General features: G+C 36.0%; 20 protein-coding genes. 9 read left to right on the top strand and 11 right to left on the bottom strand.

Annotated features, from left to right (window positions below; genetic code table 11):
- Positions 1 to 2: 2 nt before the first annotated feature.
- Positions 3 to 206 (bottom strand): hypothetical protein, encoded by a 204-nt coding sequence (locus tag PK943_03415; GenBank protein HRN78263.1) that lies wholly within the window; start codon positions 204 to 206, stop codon positions 3 to 5.
- A 259-nt stretch (positions 207 to 465) separates the two neighbouring features.
- Here PK943_03415 and PK943_03410 point away from each other — a divergent pair, with 259 nt between their 5' ends.
- Both PK943_03410 and PK943_03405 read left to right on the top strand, forming a co-directional pair.
- Entirely contained in the window at positions 466 to 1,725 is a 1,260-nt protein-coding gene (locus PK943_03410; protein HRN78262.1) for an urea ABC transporter substrate-binding protein, read from the top strand.
- Positions 1,710 to 4,829 carry a cache domain-containing protein gene (locus PK943_03405; GenBank protein HRN78261.1) on the top strand — a complete coding sequence of 1,040 codons (3,120 nt, stop codon included), beginning with the start codon at positions 1,710 to 1,712 and terminating at the stop codon, positions 4,827 to 4,829. Before PK943_03410 ends, PK943_03405 begins: the two co-directional genes overlap by 16 nt.
- Before the next feature lie 5 nt (positions 4,830 to 4,834).
- Here PK943_03405 and PK943_03400 read toward each other — a convergent pair whose 3' ends face one another.
- On the bottom strand, positions 4,835 to 5,056 hold the full coding sequence (locus tag PK943_03400; protein ID HRN78260.1) for a hypothetical protein: 222 nt from the start codon (positions 5,054 to 5,056) through the stop codon (positions 4,835 to 4,837).
- 74 nt (positions 5,057 to 5,130) lie between these two features.
- Positions 5,131 to 5,880: a ribonuclease HII gene (rnhB, locus tag PK943_03395; protein ID HRN78259.1), complete on the bottom strand. Its 750-nt coding sequence runs from the start codon at positions 5,878 to 5,880 to the stop codon at positions 5,131 to 5,133.
- A 459-nt stretch (positions 5,881 to 6,339) separates the two neighbouring features.
- Between rnhB and PK943_03390 the strand changes: the two genes are divergently transcribed.
- The 4 genes from PK943_03390 to PK943_03375 are packed head-to-tail and all read left to right on the top strand — an operon-like array spanning position 6,340 to position 10,073.
- Positions 6,340 to 6,543, top strand: coding sequence for a hypothetical protein (locus PK943_03390; protein ID HRN78258.1), 204 nt, complete (start codon positions 6,340 to 6,342; stop codon positions 6,541 to 6,543).
- 4 nt (positions 6,544 to 6,547) lie between these two features.
- Entirely contained in the window at positions 6,548 to 7,339 is a 792-nt protein-coding gene (locus tag PK943_03385) for a mechanosensitive ion channel family protein (protein HRN78257.1), read from the top strand.
- Between the two features lie 11 nt (positions 7,340 to 7,350).
- Positions 7,351 to 9,207 carry an ABC-F family ATP-binding cassette domain-containing protein gene (locus PK943_03380; protein HRN78256.1) on the top strand — a complete coding sequence of 619 codons (1,857 nt, stop codon included), beginning with the start codon at positions 7,351 to 7,353 and terminating at the stop codon, positions 9,205 to 9,207.
- A gap of 26 nt (positions 9,208 to 9,233) precedes the next feature.
- Positions 9,234 to 10,073, top strand: a complete 840-nt coding sequence (locus PK943_03375; protein HRN78255.1) for a hypothetical protein — start codon at positions 9,234 to 9,236, stop codon at positions 10,071 to 10,073.
- Between the two features lie 64 nt (positions 10,074 to 10,137).
- On the opposite strand, the gene mutL is transcribed toward PK943_03375, so the two are convergent.
- Genes mutL through PK943_03350 form a run of 5 tightly spaced genes read right to left on the bottom strand, consistent with a single transcriptional unit; the run spans position 10,138 to position 14,982 of the window.
- Positions 10,138 to 11,958, bottom strand: coding sequence for a DNA mismatch repair endonuclease MutL (gene mutL / locus PK943_03370; protein ID HRN78254.1), 1,821 nt, complete (start codon positions 11,956 to 11,958; stop codon positions 10,138 to 10,140).
- Between the two features lie 45 nt (positions 11,959 to 12,003).
- Entirely contained in the window at positions 12,004 to 12,534 is a 531-nt protein-coding gene (locus PK943_03365) for a hypothetical protein (protein ID HRN78253.1), read from the bottom strand.
- On the bottom strand, positions 12,521 to 13,240 hold the full coding sequence (locus PK943_03360; GenBank protein HRN78252.1) for a hypothetical protein: 720 nt from the start codon (positions 13,238 to 13,240) through the stop codon (positions 12,521 to 12,523). Before PK943_03360 ends, PK943_03365 begins: the two co-directional genes overlap by 14 nt.
- Positions 13,215 to 14,132: a peptide chain release factor N(5)-glutamine methyltransferase gene (prmC, locus tag PK943_03355; GenBank protein ID HRN78251.1), complete on the bottom strand. Its 918-nt coding sequence runs from the start codon at positions 14,130 to 14,132 to the stop codon at positions 13,215 to 13,217. Before prmC ends, PK943_03360 begins: the two co-directional genes overlap by 26 nt.
- Complete coding sequence (locus PK943_03350; protein HRN78250.1) at positions 14,095 to 14,982, bottom strand: DUF2608 domain-containing protein; 888 nt, start codon at positions 14,980 to 14,982, stop codon at positions 14,095 to 14,097. Before PK943_03350 ends, prmC begins: the two co-directional genes overlap by 38 nt.
- Before the next feature lie 82 nt (positions 14,983 to 15,064).
- On the opposite strand from PK943_03350, the gene PK943_03345 reads away from it, so the two are divergent.
- Positions 15,065 to 15,853, top strand: coding sequence for an ankyrin repeat domain-containing protein (locus tag PK943_03345; protein ID HRN78249.1), 789 nt, complete (start codon positions 15,065 to 15,067; stop codon positions 15,851 to 15,853).
- Here PK943_03345 and ftsY read toward each other — a convergent pair.
- Positions 15,836 to 16,735 carry a signal recognition particle-docking protein FtsY gene (gene ftsY / locus PK943_03340; protein HRN78248.1) on the bottom strand — a complete coding sequence of 300 codons (900 nt, stop codon included), beginning with the start codon at positions 16,733 to 16,735 and terminating at the stop codon, positions 15,836 to 15,838. The genes PK943_03345 and ftsY overlap by 18 nt on opposite strands.
- A 129-nt stretch (positions 16,736 to 16,864) precedes the next feature.
- Here ftsY and PK943_03335 point away from each other — a divergent pair, with 129 nt between their 5' ends.
- Positions 16,865 to 18,595: an ankyrin repeat domain-containing protein gene (locus tag PK943_03335; GenBank protein ID HRN78247.1), complete on the top strand. Its 1,731-nt coding sequence runs from the start codon at positions 16,865 to 16,867 to the stop codon at positions 18,593 to 18,595.
- A gap of 8 nt (positions 18,596 to 18,603) precedes the next feature.
- Here the strand turns inward: PK943_03335 and PK943_03330 are convergent, their stop codons facing one another.
- Both PK943_03330 and PK943_03325 read right to left on the bottom strand, forming a co-directional pair.
- Complete coding sequence (locus PK943_03330; GenBank protein ID HRN78246.1) at positions 18,604 to 19,221, bottom strand: hypothetical protein; 618 nt, start codon at positions 19,219 to 19,221, stop codon at positions 18,604 to 18,606.
- Positions 19,196 to 19,882, bottom strand: a complete 687-nt coding sequence (locus tag PK943_03325) for a ribonuclease HII (protein HRN78245.1) — start codon at positions 19,880 to 19,882, stop codon at positions 19,196 to 19,198. Before PK943_03325 ends, PK943_03330 begins: the two co-directional genes overlap by 26 nt.
- 107 nt (positions 19,883 to 19,989) lie before the next feature.
- Here PK943_03325 and PK943_03320 point away from each other — a divergent pair, with 107 nt between their 5' ends.
- Positions 19,990 to 20,667 (top strand): XRE family transcriptional regulator, encoded by a 678-nt coding sequence (locus PK943_03320; protein ID HRN78244.1) that lies wholly within the window; start codon positions 19,990 to 19,992, stop codon positions 20,665 to 20,667.
- Positions 20,668 to 20,701: the final 34 nt, after the last annotated feature.

The raw sequence follows: 20,701 nt of genomic DNA, 5'->3' as shown, positions 1-20,701 counted from the left end.
GTTTATTTTTTCTTGCGTAACATTGGCAAGCCGGTACGTTTGTTTTCCATTACCTCATAACCTGCTGGCAATGCATCAAGAACATTTGATTTTTGTTCGCCAGCAAAATAATAGATTCTTTGTTTACGGCCACCGGCAAGTTTTACTTCTTTTGAGTGAAGATAGTACATTTTGCCACTTTTTTTGGACTTAACGCTATATGCCATGGTAAATACTCCTTTTTAATTGGCATTTGTTTTTATCTATACTACTCAATTGATTGAAAAAAAATCTAGAAAATATCTATACAGGATAAAATGGTATGTTTTTATGCCTAATAATTCTTGCGATTAAAGGCTTAATCTTTTAGCACAATATTGAAGTTGTCTCTATGATTCTTAGTAGTGCCGTCAAGTATTGAATTTAACTTTTTTATCTTGTTATTCTTCATGAAGAAGTTATTAAATTTTGTGCCTGGGGTATGTAATGAAAAAAATTCTTATCTTACTTTTCATAAGTTTTTTAATCATTGGTGGTAGCGTTGGTATATGGTATTACCTTGAGCCAGAACATAAAGAAGAAGAATTTATTCCAGTAGGGATTCTTCATTCATTAACTGGTTATTTAGCAGGAACCGAACAGAATGTGGTTGATGCTACCCTACTTGCAATAGAAGAGATTAATGAAAAAGGTGGTGTATTAGGCAAGAAACTTAAGCCATTGATTGTTGATGGTAAGTCTGATTGGCAGACATTTGCTGCAGGAGCTGAAAAGCTACTAGCAGAGGACAAAGTTCCCGTTATATTTGGTGGCTGGGCGAGTGCAAGTAGAAAATCAATCATACCGGTTCTTGAAAAATATAATGGTTTACTTTTTTATCCTACACAATATGAAGGGATGGAAATGTCCCCTTACATTATTTATACCGGTGCTACGCCAAATCAACAAGTCATCCCTGGAGTTACCTGGAGTTTGTATAATCTTGGCAAAAAATTTTTTTTAGTTGGATCTGATTATATTTATCCTCGTGCAATATTTGAAATTGCTAAAAAAGTGATTAATTCCATGGGAGGGGTAGTAGTAGGTGAAGAGTATATTAAGATAGGAAGCCAGCAGGTCGGTGATGTTGTTAAAAAAATTGTTGCAGCTCAGCCAGAAGTAATTCTAAATGCACTGGTGGGTGATGTGAATATTACATTTTTTAAAGCATTACGTGCTGCGGGGGTTACTCCAGAAAAAATTCCGACTATGTCATTTAACTTTACTGAACAAGAATTACAGCAAGCCGATATTAATAGCATGATTGGTGACTATGCATCATTTAATTATTTTCAGTCGCTTGATACACAAGCAAATCGAGAATTTGTAAAAAATTTTCAGGCAAGGTTTGGTAAAGACCGTATTACCAATGATTATATGGAAGCAGCTTACTTTGGCGTACATTTATGGGTTCAAACATTAAAAGATACGGGGACTACAGACCCTGATACGGTTAAAAAGTATATCAAAACGCAGACATATGATGCTCCTGAAGGAGTAGTAAGTATTGATGCAGATAATCAACATACATGGAAAATAGCACGTATTGGCAAAATACAATCAAACGGACAATTTTATGTAGTGTGGGATTCTGTTGATGGCATACAACCAGTACCATATTTGACTTCATATAAATCAGAAGAAGAATGGAATAATTTTATAACGAGCTTATATAAGATGTGGGGGAATAAATGGTCAGCAGAATAAAGCAATTAAGATTAATCAGTATTGCTCTCTTGATTGTATCTATAAATGCGGCAATTGGAGCATATATATATTATTATACATATTCAAAAACGATTATAGCTAATACCGAAAAACGTTTTACTGAAATTTTGATAGATCAGACATTGCGCATTGGTGATTATTTAGCTGAAAAAATTACTGCACTTGAACAACTGGCACAAAGCAAAGAAATTCAACAGGCGTTTAAAGAAAAAAATATTATAGACAACCAACAGTTAAAAGCATATGTTTCATCATATCTGAATGAGCATAATTTTAAGAATTTGTTACTTATACGTCTTGATGGATCTATTATTTTCTCTAATAGATCTTATGAAGAATTTGCTTCGGTGAACTTGCTTAAAAGCCCATATGATAAAATTAATTTAGGGCAGTTTTTTAGTAAAGCAAGAATGACATTGTCAACAGCGGTTACCACATATCTTGAAATAGATTATGTGTTGCAGGAACCATCTTTATATAGCATTACGCCAGTTTTTGCATCGGGACAATTAGAAGGATTTGTTGCCGTACATATTAATCCGGATCATATATTTGCAATTACCAATAATTACTTTGGTCTTGGTCAAAGTGGTGAAATTGTTATTGGCTATTTGATTCATGATGGAGCCCAGATTGTTTCTAGATTGCGCAATGATCCTGAAAAATCATTTGGTCGCATTGAATTTATTCCAGGAGGCAGACCTTCTTTATTAGAAAAAGCTGTATTAGGTCAAGAAGGATTTGGTGTTCAGTTTGATTATCGATCTGTTGAAGTGGTTAGTGCGTGGGGATATGAACCGGTCCTTGGGTGGGGAATAGTAATTAAAATGGATAAAACCGAGGTTCTGGAACCGGCAAGAAAATTTCTTATCTTGTTTTACGCATTATCTATTTTTAGTTTTATATTACTTATTATTACCTGCGCTCTTTGGAAGCATAGTATTTTGTCACGTACAAAGCATGGCGCAATATATACAATTTTTGCATGGTTATTGCGTTTGCGCATACTCATAGGGCTTTTGCTTATCGCAAATATATGCTTTATTGGTATGTTGATGTGGCGCTATATGCAGTTACGAGAAAACGCAATGCAGCAAGCGCATAATCTGTCACAATCAAAAATACAAAATGCTGCTGATATTATAACGCGTGAATTAGAAAAAGTTGCACAACGAGCACAATCGTTGTCCGATGATTTGAGTGCTGGTAGATTAAAAAAAGAAGATATATTGATTCGTCTACGCAGAGATGTACAAGAGAATCCAATACTATCTGGTTTTGGTATAGCATATGCACCATATGCCTATGATACAGGTAAAAAATTGTATGCGCCATTTGTAGTGAGGGCATCTGATAGATCACTCGAAGAAAAATCTATAGAGTCATTGTATGATTATACCGCAGAAAGACAAGATACTCATTGGTTTACCAAGCCATTTACTCAAGGTGCCATGTGGTTTCAGCCAGATCGCTATGCATTTAATACCAATTTTGTTGCGCGGTATGTGGTACCGTTTTATAAGCAAAATGACAAGTCAGAATTGGCTGGGGTAGTAATTGCTGATTATGATGTAGAACGTATTAACACGCTGGGCCAAAAATTGGCAGTCGGGGAAACGGGTTATGCATTTATTATCAACCAAACAGGAAGATACATTTATAGCCCCGATAAAGACTTGGTAACTAAAGAAAAAACTATATTTAATCAAGCTCAAGAACAAGTTAATCAAGAATTGTACAATATTGGTACTGCCATGGTCAAAACAACTGCCGGCATAACATCGTATACCGATTCAATCACTAATAACACGGTATGGATTCACTTTAATAAAATACCACTTCTCAATTGGACGCTTGGCCTTGTGTTTCTTGAAAAAGAGGTTGACCTTGCTTCTAATGTTATTCGGCACATGTTGATTTGGGTATTAGTCAGTATACTCAGTGCTATTATATTATTTTTATTTTTGTTCTATGAATTACCATCTCGTAATATATACACGTTAAGAAAATTTGCGATAGCACTAACAATGTTATTTTTTGCAGCTCTTATTGCGATGTTTTTTATTATTCAAGGTACTTTAGAACAAAAAAAAGATTCCCGAGAAGTAATTATTACGAGTGAAGTAGGGTTGCAAGCATATTTTGCAGCGCAACAAGCACGTGCATCCATTGAATACAAAAAGATAATAGCTATTCCTACCGGTATTTTACTTGATTCATTAACCTTTCCTGATGCAGAACATGTATCCTTTGCGGGTATTATGTGGCAAAAGTACCCAAAGGATAACAAAGATATAGAACGAGGATTTTATATTCCAGGAACTACAGAACTTTCTGTGCAGGAAGAGTCTCGAAAAATAGAAGGTGATTACGAGGTAATCAGTTGGAAAATTAGGGGATTATTGTACCATGACTATGCTTTTGAAAAATACCCTTTTGATCAACATACGATATCTATTCCTATATTCCCAAAAACAAATAGGAATACCATTTTATTGGTACCGGCATTAATGGACTATAGGATAATGGGTAATTCAATTGGTATAGCAAGAGGGCTTACATTACCAGATTTTAGTATAGAAAGAACATTCTTTAGCTTTTTAACATCTGCTCGTGAAATTGTGTCTGGTAATGGAGAACAGGAAATCATGCAAAGTATTCCACAGTTACAATTTAATATAATTATTTACCGTCGTATTATTAATGCATTTATTGTGTACTTTATTCCTATGATGATTGTATTGTTTTCTTTGTTTGCCATTTTTGTCAAAACATCAGTTGCAGATATGGCAACTATGGTATCACGTATGATTAGTGCGTATTCCGGCTTATTATTTGCACTTATTGTATTGCATGCTGGCTTGCGCGGTACCTACAAAGAGAGTAGCTTTTTATATATAGAATATCTATTTTTTCTTTCTTACATCACTATTTTATTATTTATTATTCAAGTATTGTTTATATCTAAAAATAAAAAAGTGCAGGAGTTTTTTGAAAAATTAATGGTATTTATTCGGTTGTTTTTTTGGCCGGTTCAGCTTGCTTGTTGGTTTATAGCTACAATTGTAGTGTTCTATCGTTAACTATATTAAACCACATGTAAAATATAATGTTTGGTGATCCATAAAATGAACAGGCCTATTATAACAGCTATTAAAAAGCCGTATACTTCATGCTTTGATAACCAATGGTCTAATAATTTTTCAGTGCCCCATGTTACGGTGATAAGTGCAAACGCAATAACAAGTGCAATTAACGTTTGGTGATGGTCCGCGAAGGTACTAAATTTGTTAAAGAGCTGAGAAAACATACCTATCCTTTTTTTTAGAGTATTGCTATCTATGTTCTATATCTTAGAAGATTTAAAAAAAAGATTAAGCATTACTATTTTGTATGTGGTTTATTTTTTACTCGTGCATAAATAGGATCATATTCAATAGCATCAAGTTGAGATAATGTTTTATAAGTATTCCAGCTGGTGCGTATTATAGGGGGTGGGTTGTGACGGTGTTGCCAAACATATAATCGTGTTTGCGGATCTGCAGGGCTGCCACTTCCAAAATTACCATATTTTTTGGCCAGGCGTTTGTATTGAGCATCTGATGCTACTTTAGCAAGTATTGATGCGGCGCCTACAATAGTGTGGTTTTCATCAGCCTTGTGTTCAGGGATAAGATTAGTTGATAGAATTTTTTTACGATTAATGCGTATTTTATGTGTAGTGAGTGTGCTGCGTAATGCTATATGAGTAAGGGTTTGAAGGCGTTGATTGAAACGCAAGGTGCTTACTTCCCAGTTATCTATATACACATCACCAAGATTGGTATGCCGGTATAGATTCTGTATAATTTTGAATACGGTTAACATTTCCCATTCATTCAAATTAAAGCATTTATTATCAATCATAGCTGGATTCATGTGATGAATGGAAAAGGCGTGGGCTGTTTTTTTGATGATTTTTGCAAGTTTAGTTCTTTTCTTGGCAGTCAATAATTTGCTATCGGTTACACCCAATTGTTTCCATGTTTCAATGGTTTGACTGTCTGCAGTAACCCCGGCAACAAAGATACTACCTATGCAAGGGCATTTTGTGGCATCGTCAATGCCAGTCATAATTTTGTTATGATTTTGCATAAAATGGATTGAAAGTAATTATGAAAAGTTATTGTATGTCTATATTATAGCATATATGTAGGTTTTTTAAAAGAATGAGCGGGTATATTCCTATAAAACATGCAACATAAAATGCCTGGTAAGCCATAACAAAAATAATCCAAGAAAAATACTTCCTAGGTAGGCATATATTTCAAATTGGGCAAAGTACATTTCTATTAAATGCTCGATACCCCATGTAATGCATATTAAAGCGAAAATAATAGTCAGAGTAATAAGTGCTTGGTGTCGGCCTGCAAATGAGTTAAATTTATCAAATAATTTTTTAAACATAATGAACCTTATTTTTTGATATTGTCATAGTCATTTGTATAGGTCTATCATATGGGGTTTATATATTAAAAGGCTTAGATGTTATTTGTCAAAAAAGCACATCTCATTTATATTGAAATTATATATTTATAATTTTTAAGGATATCTATGTATATTCGTCAAAATAAACCACTTGGATTATTGTTTATTATTTTGGGATTAGTAGTTTTACTTGTTGCAGCAGGGGATCTTTTGCTACGTATTGCAGTAGCTGTTGTTGCCTTGATGATTATTAATTATGGTATGCAGTTATATGGTATGCCACTGGGTGCTGCGTTGACTCGTATGTGGGTTTATAGGTCTTGGAGATAATATAATGGATTTTGCTATATTAGGTTATTCAATTCCCGCATTTGTAATTTGGAAAGTAATAAGTGTTGCAATTATTCTTGGTCTAGGGTTTCCTCTTGTTAGATTAGTTACGCGTTTGACTGAAAAGACTCTAAGTGCATATGGTACACCCCATGTACAGCTATTGGTTGGTAAGATAGTATATTATCTTGGCGTTTTATTGATTACTATTACCTTCTTGAATGAATTTGGCTTTAATTTAACTGCATTACTTGGTGCAGCTGGTATCTTTGGTGTAGCTATTGGTTTTGCGGCGCGTACGAGCATGTCTAACTTAATTAGTGGATTGTTTTTACTTTCAGAAAAATTTTTATCCATAGGTGATACCATTTCATTTGGTGGTGTTACGGGCAAGATTGAGTCAATGGATTTATTTTCAGTGAAAGTACGTACTCCTGCAGGAACACTCGTGCGTATGGCTAATGAACAATTGATCAAAAATGATTTGGTTAATATTACTTTTTACCCTACCCAACGCATAGAAGTAGCTATAGGTATTCCGGCTGATGTGCCATTGAACCGTGTATTGCAAATTATCATGGCAGTGGTGAGCGAACATGATACTATAGCCGTAGACCCTAAGCCCTACCTTATCTTGAATTCACTGTCGACTCATGCACAACACGTTACGCTGCGTGCGTGGACAGAATATAAACATTTTGTTGCACTTAAAACTATTTTAGCAGAACAACTATATAATCGTTTAAAGCAGGAAGGGATAGAAGTTATTTTTGTTTCTCCTGTACACAACTTATAATATAATACCATATGATTAACGCACATAATCTTTCTTTACACGTGGGTGAACGACCCCTATTTAATAATATTTCCTTTGTCTTTAATCAAGATCAACGTATTGGTTTGGTTGGTCGAAATGGATCTGGCAAATCTACCCTGCTCAAAGTGATTGCTGGTATACAAGAACTAGATGGTGGATCACTTGCGTTTGCAAAAGGTCAGACAATTGCTTATTTGCCTCAGGAAGTGGTTTTACAATCTGATAAAACAATTTTGGCAGAAGCTAGTAGTGCATTTGGTGATATTATGGCATTGCAAAAACAGCAATCTCAGCTAGAGCACCAAATACATGAATATCCGGATGATTATGCGATTATAGAAAAATATGCTGAGGTGTGTGAGCAACTTATGCATTTTGATCCAGCAGCAGCACAAGCAGAAACCAAAAAGGTATTGATGGGTCTTGGATTTAAAGAGGCTCAGTTTGATCAACCGGTCAGTTCATTGAGTGTAGGTTGGAAAATGCGTATTGTGCTTGCAAAGCTGTTATTGCAAAAAGCTGACTTTTACTTATTTGATGAACCTACCAATCACTTGGATATAGTAGCCCAAGAATGGTTTTTACATTTTTTAAAGCATGCTGATTTTGGATTTATGATAGTATGCCATGATCGATATTTTTTAAACCAATTGTGTGACTATATTTTTGAGTTAGAACGTGGTAATGGTACTTTGTATGTTGGTAATTATACAAAATATGAAACACAAAAAGCACATGATATTGCCATGCAAGAAGTGGCATTCAAAAGCCAGCAACGAGAAATAGAAGAAAAAAAGCGTTTTGTTGAGCGATTCCGTGCCAAAGCAAGTACAGCAAAGCGAGCGCAGAGTGTACTCAAATCTTTGGAAAAAATTGAAATTATTGAGGCTCCTGAGCAGAATCCTGAGGTGCGCATTACATTCCCGCCAATCAAGCAGCCAGGCAAGATTGTATTAACCGTTAAAAATGTTGCCTATGCATTTGGTGATAAGCAGGTGTTCAAGGATGTAACCTTTGAAGTTGAACGAGGCAAAAAAATTGCCATAATAGCACCAAACGGTGTAGGTAAAACAACGTTATTTAATCTGATTGCGCATAAGTTACCGCTACAAACAGGATCTATTGAACTCGGTCATAATGTGCATTATGCAGTTTTTGATCAGGATCAAACTGCTTCATTAAACTTGAAAAAAACAATTTTGGAAAATATTAATGATGCATGTCCGAACGTTTCTGAGCAAAAAATAAGAAGTTTTGCCGGAAGTTTTTTATTTACCAATGATGATATTCATAAAAAAGTTAGTGTGTTGAGTGGTGGGGAAAAAAATCGCGTTGGTATGATTAAGGTTTTGTTGCAAAATGCAAATTTATTACTTCTGGATGAACCAACTAACCACTTGGATATTCAAACCAAAGATATTTTGCTCAATGCGCTGAATACGTACGAAGGAACTATATTATTTGTTTCTCATGACCATGATTTTGTGCAACGTCTTGCGTCTGACATTATTGAGCTACGTGCTGATGGTGCTGATGTGTATCCGGGTAATTATGAGTTATATTTATATCGTAAAAAACAAGAGCAGCATGAAGAGCAGCAGCAATCGGAATCTAGAAAAAATACAAAAAAATCTTCACCGCCAGCTTATAGCCCACGAGTGGATGAAAAGCATCAGCGGACTCTAGAACGCAAAATAGAAAAATTAGAAAAAGAAATACATGCGCTTGAGTTTCAATTTACCAATTTGACGTATGGTACCAAGGCATTTAATGAAGCACAGCAAAAATTGGATACCTTAAAAAAAGAACTTGCAGTATGTGTTGCTGAATGGGAAGCATACGTATAATACTATCACCAAGGAGGAGTACATTAATGAAGTATGTATGGTATTTTTGGTTGCTATGCATAATTGCTATGCAATATGTGTACACTATGCAGTCTATTATTAAACGGCCCTCAGCAGAAATTCTTTATGATGAAATCAAAGTTGGCAATACCGATGTATATGTACGCATTGATAATTTTTTGTTGTACCAGTTGGAAAAGGTAGAGCAAGAAGATATCAAGCTTATGTGTTCCATTGTAGATTTATTTCAATTATCGCGTAATACGCTTATCAATATGAGTAAAAAGCCGCGCACAGGAGTTGCGCATATTTCTATGGTGTATTTGAAAGATCAAACATATTTACCAATTATACATATATGTAAATCCGAATGGCTTGCCATGACGCAAGCAGAAAAAGCTTTTTTACTGGGGCATGAAGCATCTCATTATGTATTGGGTCATCTGTATAAAAGAAGGGTGAATGAGGGATGGTTTAATGCTTGTCGTACCAAGTTTGGTAGTGATAATTTATCTGCAGCTGGAATTGTTGGGTTATGTATGAGTGGATTATGTACTATTCAAACATACAAAAATTCATCGCTTATGAAAAAATTGAAATGGTTTCTTACCGGTAGTGTCGGTTTTTACGGTTATTATGTGATTTCAGCAGAGTTTGATGTATTACAACAACAAGAAAAAGAAGCAGATAGTTATGCAGTACAAAGACTACAATCTATAGAAGGTGCTTTAGATTTCTTTGATACAGAAACAGATTGGCTTGAATATATACTTACTGATGTTGCAAAGCTAAGAGTGCATCCGAGTGATGAACATCGTGCATATTGTTTGCATGAATGGTGGCATGAGCGAACCATTGCGGCATGATTCTTGGCCGTTCATCCTGAATTAGTTGAAGGGTTACGTGCATAAGTATAGATAGCTAAGGATCTTATAATTTCCGCTTAAATTTTTTCTCAATATCATATAATGATAAGAGCCAACCGGTTGGCCTACCATGGGGACAGGTAAGGCGATTATTTGTTTTTTGTAAGTCATCAAGTAATTGTGTCATTTGTTCTTGCGTTAATACATCACCAGCTTTGACTGCTGCTTTGCATGCCATTTGTGCACGTATTTTCTCATGTAAAGTTTTTGTGAATGCTTCGTTATCAAGATTTTGTGACTCATTAATCCAACTAATTACTTGTTTAATTAATTCGTGCATAGAAATATTTTTTATATGCACCGGGGTGGCATGTATTTTCAGTTGATTGTGGCCAAACGGTTCTACCGAAATTCCATTATTTTGCAGAATACACAAATGTGGTTCGATGCTCCGCATATCATCTGCAGATAGAGTAATATGCTCAGGAAATAGTAAGTTTACTGTAGCTATATCTTCAAATCGGGTGGCAAATTGTTCATATAAAATACGTTCATGTGCGGCATGTTGATCGACTACAAATAACCCTTCTTCATGTTGGATCAAGATATATGTTTTATGTAATTGGCCAATAATCTCATAATGCTCAGCAGATGTATCTGGTAACGTAATATTTTGTTCGAGCTGTGAATGAGTGCTCAGTTGTGCTAAGGGTTCAGATATGCTTGCAGCAGATGATTGATGTGCAGATATAACTTGGTGTTGTGGCTTCCAATTAGCGGGTTCAGTAAATGTATCAAAATTAAATGGCGTATATGATGGAGGCGTATATGGCGCAGAAGGTGCAGGTATAGCAGGTGCAAATTGTACCGTACGTTTAATGCTTGCAGATAGATGTTGTTCAAGTGCAGTTTTTACCGTTGATTGAATCAGTTGTTCAATAATTTGCGGATGCATGAATTTTACTTCTTCTTTGCGTGGGTGCATGTTGACATCAACTAAGGTAGGGTCCACGGTAATTGAGATGCATGCATTGGGATATCGTCCAGTGGGTGCCACATTCATGTACCCTTTGATCAGTGCATTACTAAGTTTGAAATCTTTGACCCAGCGATTGTTTACAAAAAAGAAGATGTTATTGCGATCATATCTGAACGTTTGATGGTCAGATATGATGCCAGATATTTTTATACCTTTGGCTTTGTTTTCTGCTTGTATATTGAGTATATGTTGTACATTTGCTTGGTCCCATAATTGTGCAAAGCGCTGTTTTAATTCTGCTACAGGTGGGCAGTTAAGAACTTTTTTTTGTTCAGAAAATAATGTGAAATGTACCTGTGGATAATCTAAACAACATGCTTGGAATAATTGCAGAATATGGCGCCATTCGGTTTCACGTTGTTTTAAAAATTTTTGGCGTGCTGGTACATTATAAAAAAGATCATGAATGGTAATATCGGTGCCGGTTGGAGCCGAAGTAGTTTCTATATTATGTACTATTCCATCATGTACAGTAAGTTGTATTGCTGCATGTGCATCATGCTCTTTGGTAATTAATATAATTTTTGCAACAGCTGCAATACTTGCCAGTGCTTCTCCACGAAATCCGAACGTTGCAATGGAGCTCAGCTCATCCATGCTAGAAATTTTACTGGTAGCATGTTTTACAAAACACAGTTGCGCATCCGCTGTATCCATGCCGCACCCATTGTCTACAATACGAATCAATTTTTTACCGCCATCTTCTATATAAATAGTAATAGCAGTGGCTCCGGCATCAATAGAATTTTCTACCAATTCTTTGACAATATTTGCCGGGCGCTCGACTACTTGGCCGGCGGCAATTTTTTGTGCTTCATGTGGGGGGAGTTGTTTTATTTTAGGCATGTATTCTAGTGTACGGGAGAAATCTTGTTGGGTAAAGAGGGAATGTTATATAAGGTTTCCTCGAATAGTAACCAATAGGTGTTCACTATTCCCATATGATTCTAGTGATACTAATTCAACTTGCTTAAATGAAGGATAGTCTTCTAATTGTTGTATTGTGGCTAAGGCATCTTGTACCTGACCGCAAGTGGCAGTAATTTCAAAATGCTTTTTATCAAGTTTACAGGTTTGCAGACTGAGTGGGGCATGTATATAATCGCGAATAGCACGCAAATGACTTTGTGTTTGTTTCAATTTATGCATACTCGTAGTGAGTTTTCTTTTTTTTGTTTCCAACAAACTCTTTTCTGAATCAAACTGTGTTTGTGTATTAATCGCAGTTTGTAACCCATTGAGTGTACATTGAGCTGAAGTACAAGTAGTATATGTGGTATATAGTTCATACAGTTGTATGCTTTGCAATACAATAATACTAACCAGAACAAGAGTAGTTGATATAAGGGTAAATTGTGTCCAGCGGCGTAAACTTTTCTGCTGAAAATGATTTAAAGTTTGTAAAAAATTAATAGGTTTCATGAAAGATCCTTTCTGCTACATATAATCCACATGCATTCAATAGGTGCGCAGTAGCTTGTGCACGCTGATGTATAAGTCGCGGTGGAATATATAACAAGCGCCCTAAAGTATCTGCGCAGAATAATTGTTCGGGCATGTTGTGATGGTGCAACATATCAATAGCAAGCTTGCTAGTGCGGAATGCTTTGCCTTGTTGGAATTTATATAAAGATAATAATGCGGAGCGTTGTGTCGTAATAGTGGTGATGTTTAAGTTGCCGGCAATTGCAAGTAGTTTGTATTGAAACAAAAGATCTTTTTTAATACCACTAACATAGAACATCCAGCGGCCATGATCAATTGGGTACACATAGCGATATTCCCAGGTATACGTTTGTTTTTCTGGCAATAAGAAATCATCTAACTGTGGGTTAGCTGTATGCATAGGAATAAAGCGTTCATAAATACCAGGACCATTAAGCATACACGTAATAAACGCATTGCGTACTTGATGTATATCAAGAAAGTTGATGATATAATTTTGCAGTAACGTTGGGTTAAAGATTTTTAATTGTTCTAATTCAAGCTGTTGTAATGGTATTTCAGTATAGGCATGTAATGCAAATGGAGCGGTATGTTGAGATGTTGTAATGATGCTACAACTCAGTAAATGAGGTTGAAAGGTAATGGTGACTAATGTATCATCCAGCTTTGGCAGACGCCACATATTTTACTCTCCCGCAAACTACACGATCTTTTTCTTCAAGATCTTTGTGTACTTCAATTGCAGTATAGTGTGCCTGCTTCATCAATGCAACTACTGAGATAGCTTGTTGATAACCAATTTCTATAACTACTTGTGGGATGTTGTGTTGTGCCATTTGATCATTTGATCGTAACCATTGTGGAGCTTGCTCAATTATCTTTTGTATGATGGCAAGACCTTCATGATTAGCAACTAATGCTTGTTTGTCTTCCCATTTGGTAACTGAGGTATCCAGTGTTTGCCATTCATACTCAGCAATATAAGGTGGATTAGCTACGATAATATCCGCTTTAATGGATGGTAACTTGGCAAACAAATCTGACAGAATAAAAGTGACATTTTTAATGTTATTATGTTGCGCATTTTTTTGTGCAAGTGTAATCGCATCAGGAGAGATATCAGTAGCATAGATTTGAGCTTGGGGGAATGCATGGCCAAGCGCTAATGCAATGCAGCCACTTCCGGTACACAGATCAATAATAACAAAGTTTTTATGGTCCAATGTTTGTAACTGTTTAATTAATTGCAACGTCCATTCTTCTGTTTCTGGTCGTGGGATAAGGGTGGGTGGTTGTACTAGAATTTCAACATCATTAAATGGTACAAAACCAATTAAATATTGGATTGGTATATGTTGTGTTGTTATTTTATCAATCCAGCTTGCAAGTTTGATCTGTTCTTTTTGAGAAAAAGAAATAATATTTTGCGCAATTAACTGTGCTTGTGTTTTGTTCGTGATAGCCTCCACCATCCACCAAGCATATTGTCTGCACAATGTGGGATCATCAAAAGTAACAGATAATTTTGATGCTATATCAGTTATGACTTGGTTGATTGTTGCTTGGGTTTTCACGTTTTGGAACCTTAGTGTGTACTGATTTATGCGGTTGTTTCATATTATTAGTAGAATTAGTTACATAGTGTTCATACGCTTTTTTAACATCAGGATATTGATTAACCAATGATAATAAAAGAGGTTCAGTAGCTGCAAGGTCAAAGGCATGTGCTTTTTCATCGCAGAAACGGTATTGTATGCTCACATGATTCATGCCTTTTTGTTGCAAACTTCCTTCAACAGCATGTACGTTATAATCTTTATCATCAACGAATATAATTAATTTAGGGTTAAATTTGGTTGCTTTTAAAAACTTTAATAATAATTCACCCTTGTTGCCGCCATCAGCAAATATAATGTTGCATTGGTATACAAATGAAGGATCTTTAATAGATTTTTTTGTAACAGCGCTTTTGGTAAAATCAATGTGCAAATCGCTTAATTGTTTGCAAGTAGTAGCTGCAAGATTGTTCCCTGTGCGTGCAGTTAGCACTACACTTTTATAGCCAGCATCTTGTAATAGATTAATTAAGTTAACCGTTGTATCTTCTATTGGTCGGATTGGCGTATATTGTGCAATAAGAGTATATAGAGGTAATGTTTGTTCGATTGCTTCTTCTTTGGTTATTCCATATAGTGCCATTCTTTTGCGTAACAAAGCACTGAATTGTTGTGGGGATCCCATTTCATTCACCGATTCTATAAGGGTATTATCTAAATCGTAAACAATGAGCGTATCTTTTGGTGCAATGGTAGGGTCAAGATATTTAATAATATCGGTAATGGCATAGCTATCTACAATTTTTGCACCTAAGCACATATGCATAGCTGAAACAATAAATATTATCTGTGCATAAAGTTTTTTCATCGAATAACCTTTTATTTAAGCATTAAAATTGATACCCTTACTATAATTTATCTTTCATGTAAGTCAATTAAGGAAATATTGTATGCACATACACTTAAGGCATATATTTGCCGTTGTTTTATTTATTTTTTTACCTGCTTGTTGTATGGACACTCAAATAGATATACAAAACCAGCTTGTTCAAGCAGTGCAAAAGGGTGACATACCGTCTGTACAACATTGGATTGCCCAAGGTGCCGATATTCATGCAGGTAGTTATATTGGTGATCCATTAATCCATCGTGCAGCGTTAGCAGGCCATACTCATATGGTAAGATTTTTACAAAGTCGTGGTCTTACGTTGCAAGGGTATGATGCATGCGGTTTGACCATAGTGCATAAAGCTGCAGTGGTCGATAACACTGAATTGCTTGATTATCTGATACATGAAAATCAGTTAAATAAAAATGTTATTACGTGGGATGACCAATATTTATGCACACCATTACATTTAGCTATTTTTAATAATAAAAAACGTGCTGTGCAGTATCTCGTATGTGCAGGTGCTAGTATTGATGCGGTTTGCCAACATAATACAACCCCATTGCATCTTGCAGCATCACTTGGTCTGACAGATATAATAGATTACTTGATACAATCTGGAGCAGATGTAGAAAAAATAAATGCGTATGGACGCACGGTGCTCGATTTAGCGGCAATCCATAATCGTCCAAAGGTGATTAAATTATTAGTAGAGAAATATTGTTTTGATCCAGCTGCATGTGATTGTAGGGCATATAAATTAGCACAAGAATATGATGCACAAGAAGCAATTGCAGAATTTGAGTATCAGATCCAGAGGATAATAAATAATCTAAGTAATATCCAATAATTCATGTACATAATTGTGTGGGTCAAACAACTTGATCTGATCCAGTTGTTCGCCAAACGTGATATAAGCAATAGGGACATGTAATTGATCGGCAATGGCAAATACAATGCCACCTTTGCCGGTGCCATCCATTTTAGTCAATACTATACCATCTATACTGGTACATTCTTTAAATAATTTTGCTTGTTCAAACGAATTCTGTCCGAGCATAGAATCTATAGTAAGCAAGGTAGTTATCTGTTGATCAGGTAACTGTTTGGTAATAATACGTTTTATTTTTGCAAGTTCATTCATTAAATTTGTTTTGGTGTGTAGGCGACCGGCAGTATCTATTATGAGTGCATCATAGGCTTCTTGTTTGAATTTATCACACCCGGCAAATACGACTGATGCTGGATCTTGATTTGGTGTGCCAATAACAATGTCGACGCCAATTTTTTGTGCCCATGCGTGTAGTTGTTCGGCAGCAGCAGCACGGAATGTGTCTGCAGCAACGAGTAATACTTTTTTTCCATTTTGAGACAATAAGTGAGCAAGTTTACCAACAAAGGTTGTTTTACCTGATCCATTAATACCAGCTAAAACATATACCTGTCTATCGGCTAATGAAATAGATTCTGTTTTTTGTAGAATAGTTATTAAAATGTTGCGCAATGCATCACGCAAATTTTGTCCTTCTGGTAATGTACCATCTTGGGCATATTGTTTGAGCTGATTAATTATTGTGCGTGTTGTTTGTACACCGGTATCTGCAGATAGAAGAGTAATTTCTAATTCTTTTAAGGTAGATTCGTCTATGGTTGTACGACCAAAGATGGCAGAAACTTTAGTGGTGAAGTTATTATAGATTTTTTGAAGTTTTTGTTTGATAAAATTAAACATAGATAAAGTCCTTAATTCTTTTATTATTAGTGTAGCAAAAGCCCAAATTTTATCCATATTTAGGCTTTTTAAAGAAAAATTTATACACTTGATGGATGCAAAAATAGTTATTTATGGAAAGGTTTATGTATGTTTTTTATATATATGGTTTTTGTATTGTTCGCTATGAATCCACTTGAAGGTATGAAGCGCGTACGTTCTCAAGATGAATTCCCAGTATTTGATGATGCATACTGGCAACGTGTGCAGCAAAAAATTCGGAAGCAAGCACAGGTGGTCAGTAAGGATAAAAAATTGCAAGACAATATATTGCATAAGGTGCTACGTATGCATACTAATGCACGTATTATGCAACACATAGAGTTGGTTCCAGGTTCAATGGCAACGGTTCCGATACAAGTGCCTGCAGATATATGCAGACCTGCAAAAACGGGTAGTTGTTTAGCGTTAGCACCGCAGGGTCCTCATGCCAATAAGGAATTCGAATTTCAAGGGAATATTTTTAAAAAATATCCGAATGATGTGTTATTTGATGCAATTAAACGGGGTGATAAAGAAGCAATACAAACATTATTTAGTAGAAATTCCATACCGCCACGTATAAAAAACGCAGCAGGATGCACGGTACTTCATGTGGCTGCATGTCATAATGCTGAAATCTTACAATTCTTGGTAGAATCATATTCTTTAGATGATTTGGTTGATGAGCCTAATAATGCTAATTTTACGCCACTATTTTATGCGGTTAGTAAGGGAGCGCTTGATTCGACCAAGTATCTACTGTTGCATGGTGCTGATAAAGATAGGCTTGCGGGTAGTCATTTTGATGTTTCATTAATCGATTATGCTGCAAGATATGCTCGCCATGATGCAAAGCATGGAGGACATATTGAAATACTCGCATTATTGATTGATGAATATAATATGCCTTTTGATAAACCAAATAATTACAATAGAACTCCATTGCATCAAATAGCGGCCGGAGGCCATTTGAATGGGGTAAAATATTTATTGGAAAAAGGTGCAAACAAACATGCATGTGATGAAGATGGTAGCACTTTGATGCATTACGCAGCTGTAGGGGGTAATGTAGATATGATGCGGTTTTTATGCGATGACTGTGGTATGCGGGATTTAATTGATAAGCCGGATAAAAACGGCATGACGCCATTGCTTAATATGGTTGAAGAAGAAAACAATAATACAATACCTATGATTGATTTTTTGCTTGCACAAGGTGCAGATATATATGCGTGCGATGTTCAAGGACAAGGCGTATTGCATCATGCTGCTTATAACGAAAATGGCATAGCTATCATGCAGTTTTTACTTGAACAACTAAAAGATGCTGATGCTAAAGAAAAACATATAGAGCGTTATGTAGCCGCAAAAGAATATGATAAATTACTTACATTATTAGTTAAAAAAAATATACCTATAAATGAAAAAGAGAAAAAAAGGAGAAAAACGCCATTGCACATAGCTGCCAAGATTGGCAATTTGCCGATGGTAAAATTTTTGGTCAGTCAAGGTGCAGATATACGTGCAGAGGCGAGCTTTAAAAGAAAGAAAAGACCATTTCACACAGCAGGTTCTCCATTTAAATTAGCAAAAAATAAAGAGCAGTATCATATTGTGGATTTTATAGTTAATTACAGCGCAGAACAAGCAGAATACAAATGCCCGATATGTTTTTCTGAGCCAGTGGAACCTAATCAACGTACAGTAGCTCATTTGAATTGTTTACATTTTTTGTGTAAAACATGTAAATTAGCCTTACATGATCGGCACTGTCCAACGTGCCGTGGCCCATTAGATAAGGATTATGATGTTGGCGCAGCACCATCACATAATGATTAATAAAGATCCTAGTTCGGATAATTATGATTAATACGTACTAATGGTTCAACTCGTTGTAAAAATAATTTAGTGCGGCGATAATCATTACCAATAAGTAATGCATATCGTCGCATGAATATATCGAGTGAATCTTCAGATAATATATTCAACATTTGTTGATACTTGATGAGTGCAAGAAGCAGCTCGTCAAGATTGCTTACTTGGTTGCTATGTGCAAAAAGTGTGTGCAAATAATTGTGGTTGATAAAAAACTGTTTACTCAGATCAAGTGGCATGTTGGTTACAAAAGCATGAATCTTTGGTGGTTCCGGTGCGCATAAGTAGTAGAGCCGTCCCTTTTCTTGATATCCCAACGTCAGACATGCAAATGTAGTTTTTAGAAATTCAAAAATTTGTGGTTGTTCTGCGCGTAATTCTTCTTCAGTTTTTTGATAAGGGAAAGGATAACGTACAGGATCCATAGAACCTGTTTGTACCTGATATACTACACCGAATAAGGTACGGTTATTGCTGGTGATAGTGACCATTGTGCCAAATTGAGGGAATTTATCCCATTGCCAGCTTTGTGCAAGCCAGCCGGTTAATGAGCTTTCAATAACTTCAGCAAATGGTTTGTTGTTCTGCATAATCACTTTCTTGAGGGGTAACAATATTGGTTAAAAAACTTACCCGATGAATAATTGAATGCGTGTGAGTGTTAATTGCAAGTTTATGGCTTTGAGTGCTGTATCCTTTGTGCTTTTGTAAATGATAGCTGGGAAACAGCGTTGCATATTTTGCCATCATATGGTCCCTGGTTACTTTGGCTACAATAGAAGCTGCAGCTATAGAACTCGATTTGCGTTCTCCCTGGGTAAAGCTGTATGTCGGTATGTGTCCAAGCCCGGTATCAAACAGATTCAAAGGTACAGCATCTATGAGTATACATTCAGGGGTGAGTGGGCAGGAGGCCAGTAGGTGTACAAGGGCCTTTTTCATACCCAATATAGTGGCTTGCCAAATATTGTGCTCATCAATCAAGCGGTTATTGATAATGCCAACAGAGTACCAGCAATGCTTTTTGATCCATAAAAAGGCTTTTTCGCGCTCCTGAGGGGTCATGAGCTTGGAATCTTTCAATTGGGGGTGGCTTTTACCAGGTGGTAATATTACTGCTCCAGTGACCAGGGGGCCAGCCAAGCACCCGCGGCCTACCTCATCTATACCACAGACAACAGCCCCTCGTTGCCAAGAGGTTTTCTCATAGTAATTTTTAGTGATTTTCAGGGAGGAAATTTTTTGGCTCATATACCTGTAACCCGTTTGACAATCAGTATATTTGGCGTACAATTAGAAATAATGCAGTGGATTCAATCATACTATAAGAAAACTAAGATTGTAAGAAGGAGTATCTCATGGCTTCAACTTCGACTCAATTACGAGTAAAAGAACTGCTCAGAGAAAAAGGCTGGACCACTAAGGTTTTAGCAGAAAAAACAGGGATGTCAGAGAGTTATCTGACCCATATCAAAAACGGTACTCGCCGTTGGAACGAAGACTCATTACGCAAATTAGCAATGGCATTTGAAATTAGTCCAATCGACTTGTTCTCAGAGCGTCGTCAACGTACTGATAATATTGATAAAAATGTTAGTATGCCTGAAAAATCAGATGTTAACCTACAGGTAAAAATTGTACCGGTTGTAGGTGAAGTTCCATCAAACCCATCTCCATATAACAACCAATTAATGCAAATTACTACTGGTCACAAAGATGAATTTGTACCAGTATTAAACTCAAATGATGATGCAATGTTTGCTTTGTGTGTAGAAAATAACACGATGTCACCAACCTTTGTAAAAGGTGATTACTTAATCGTATCGCCAGAAGTTTGGACACGTTCAGGTGATATTGCTGCGGTAGAATATGGTAATGATACGCCGGTAAAATCTATTGTACAGGTTACCTACACCGAAGATTTTATAGTACTTGAATCAGTGAATCATAAGCAACCACCAATAGCATTGGTGCGTGGCAAAGATCACTTTAGAATTATAGGTCGTGTAATTCACCGATCTCAAAAACTTGCTTAAATAGACTCAGAAAGGTCAGGAAAACTAGATTTTT

It is taken from the genome of Candidatus Dependentiae bacterium, assembly GCA_035445995.1.
Taxonomy (GTDB): domain Bacteria; phylum Babelota; class Babeliae; order Babelales; family Vermiphilaceae; genus DAOMRS01.
This window is presented reverse-complemented; position numbering and strand designations above follow the sequence as displayed.

Coding starts and splice junctions, on each gene's coding strand:
- PK943_03415 (HRN78263.1), bottom strand. CDS start 206: ATGGCATATAGCGTTAAGTCCAAAAAAAGTGGCAAAATGTACTATCTT.
- PK943_03410 (HRN78262.1), top strand. CDS start 466: ATGAAAAAAATTCTTATCTTACTTTTCATAAGTTTTTTAATCATTGGT.
- PK943_03405 (HRN78261.1), top strand. CDS start 1,710: ATGGTCAGCAGAATAAAGCAATTAAGATTAATCAGTATTGCTCTCTTG.
- PK943_03400 (HRN78260.1), bottom strand. CDS start 5,056: ATGTTTTCTCAGCTCTTTAACAAATTTAGTACCTTCGCGGACCATCAC.
- rnhB (HRN78259.1), bottom strand. CDS start 5,880: ATGCAAAATCATAACAAAATTATGACTGGCATTGACGATGCCACAAAA.
- PK943_03390 (HRN78258.1), top strand. CDS start 6,340: ATGTATATTCGTCAAAATAAACCACTTGGATTATTGTTTATTATTTTG.
- PK943_03385 (HRN78257.1), top strand. CDS start 6,548: ATGGATTTTGCTATATTAGGTTATTCAATTCCCGCATTTGTAATTTGG.
- PK943_03380 (HRN78256.1), top strand. CDS start 7,351: ATGATTAACGCACATAATCTTTCTTTACACGTGGGTGAACGACCCCTA.
- PK943_03375 (HRN78255.1), top strand. CDS start 9,234: ATGAAGTATGTATGGTATTTTTGGTTGCTATGCATAATTGCTATGCAA.
- mutL (HRN78254.1), bottom strand. CDS start 11,958: ATGCCTAAAATAAAACAACTCCCCCCACATGAAGCACAAAAAATTGCC.
- PK943_03365 (HRN78253.1), bottom strand. CDS start 12,534: ATGAAACCTATTAATTTTTTACAAACTTTAAATCATTTTCAGCAGAAA.
- PK943_03360 (HRN78252.1), bottom strand. CDS start 13,240: ATGTGGCGTCTGCCAAAGCTGGATGATACATTAGTCACCATTACCTTT.
- PK943_03350 (HRN78250.1), bottom strand. CDS start 14,982: ATGAAAAAACTTTATGCACAGATAATATTTATTGTTTCAGCTATGCAT.
- PK943_03345 (HRN78249.1), top strand. CDS start 15,065: ATGCACATACACTTAAGGCATATATTTGCCGTTGTTTTATTTATTTTT.
- ftsY (HRN78248.1), bottom strand. CDS start 16,735: ATGTTTAATTTTATCAAACAAAAACTTCAAAAAATCTATAATAACTTC.
- PK943_03335 (HRN78247.1), top strand. CDS start 16,865: ATGTTTTTTATATATATGGTTTTTGTATTGTTCGCTATGAATCCACTT.
- PK943_03330 (HRN78246.1), bottom strand. CDS start 19,221: ATGCAGAACAACAAACCATTTGCTGAAGTTATTGAAAGCTCATTAACC.
- PK943_03325 (HRN78245.1), bottom strand. CDS start 19,882: ATGAGCCAAAAAATTTCCTCCCTGAAAATCACTAAAAATTACTATGAG.
- PK943_03320 (HRN78244.1), top strand. CDS start 19,990: ATGGCTTCAACTTCGACTCAATTACGAGTAAAAGAACTGCTCAGAGAA.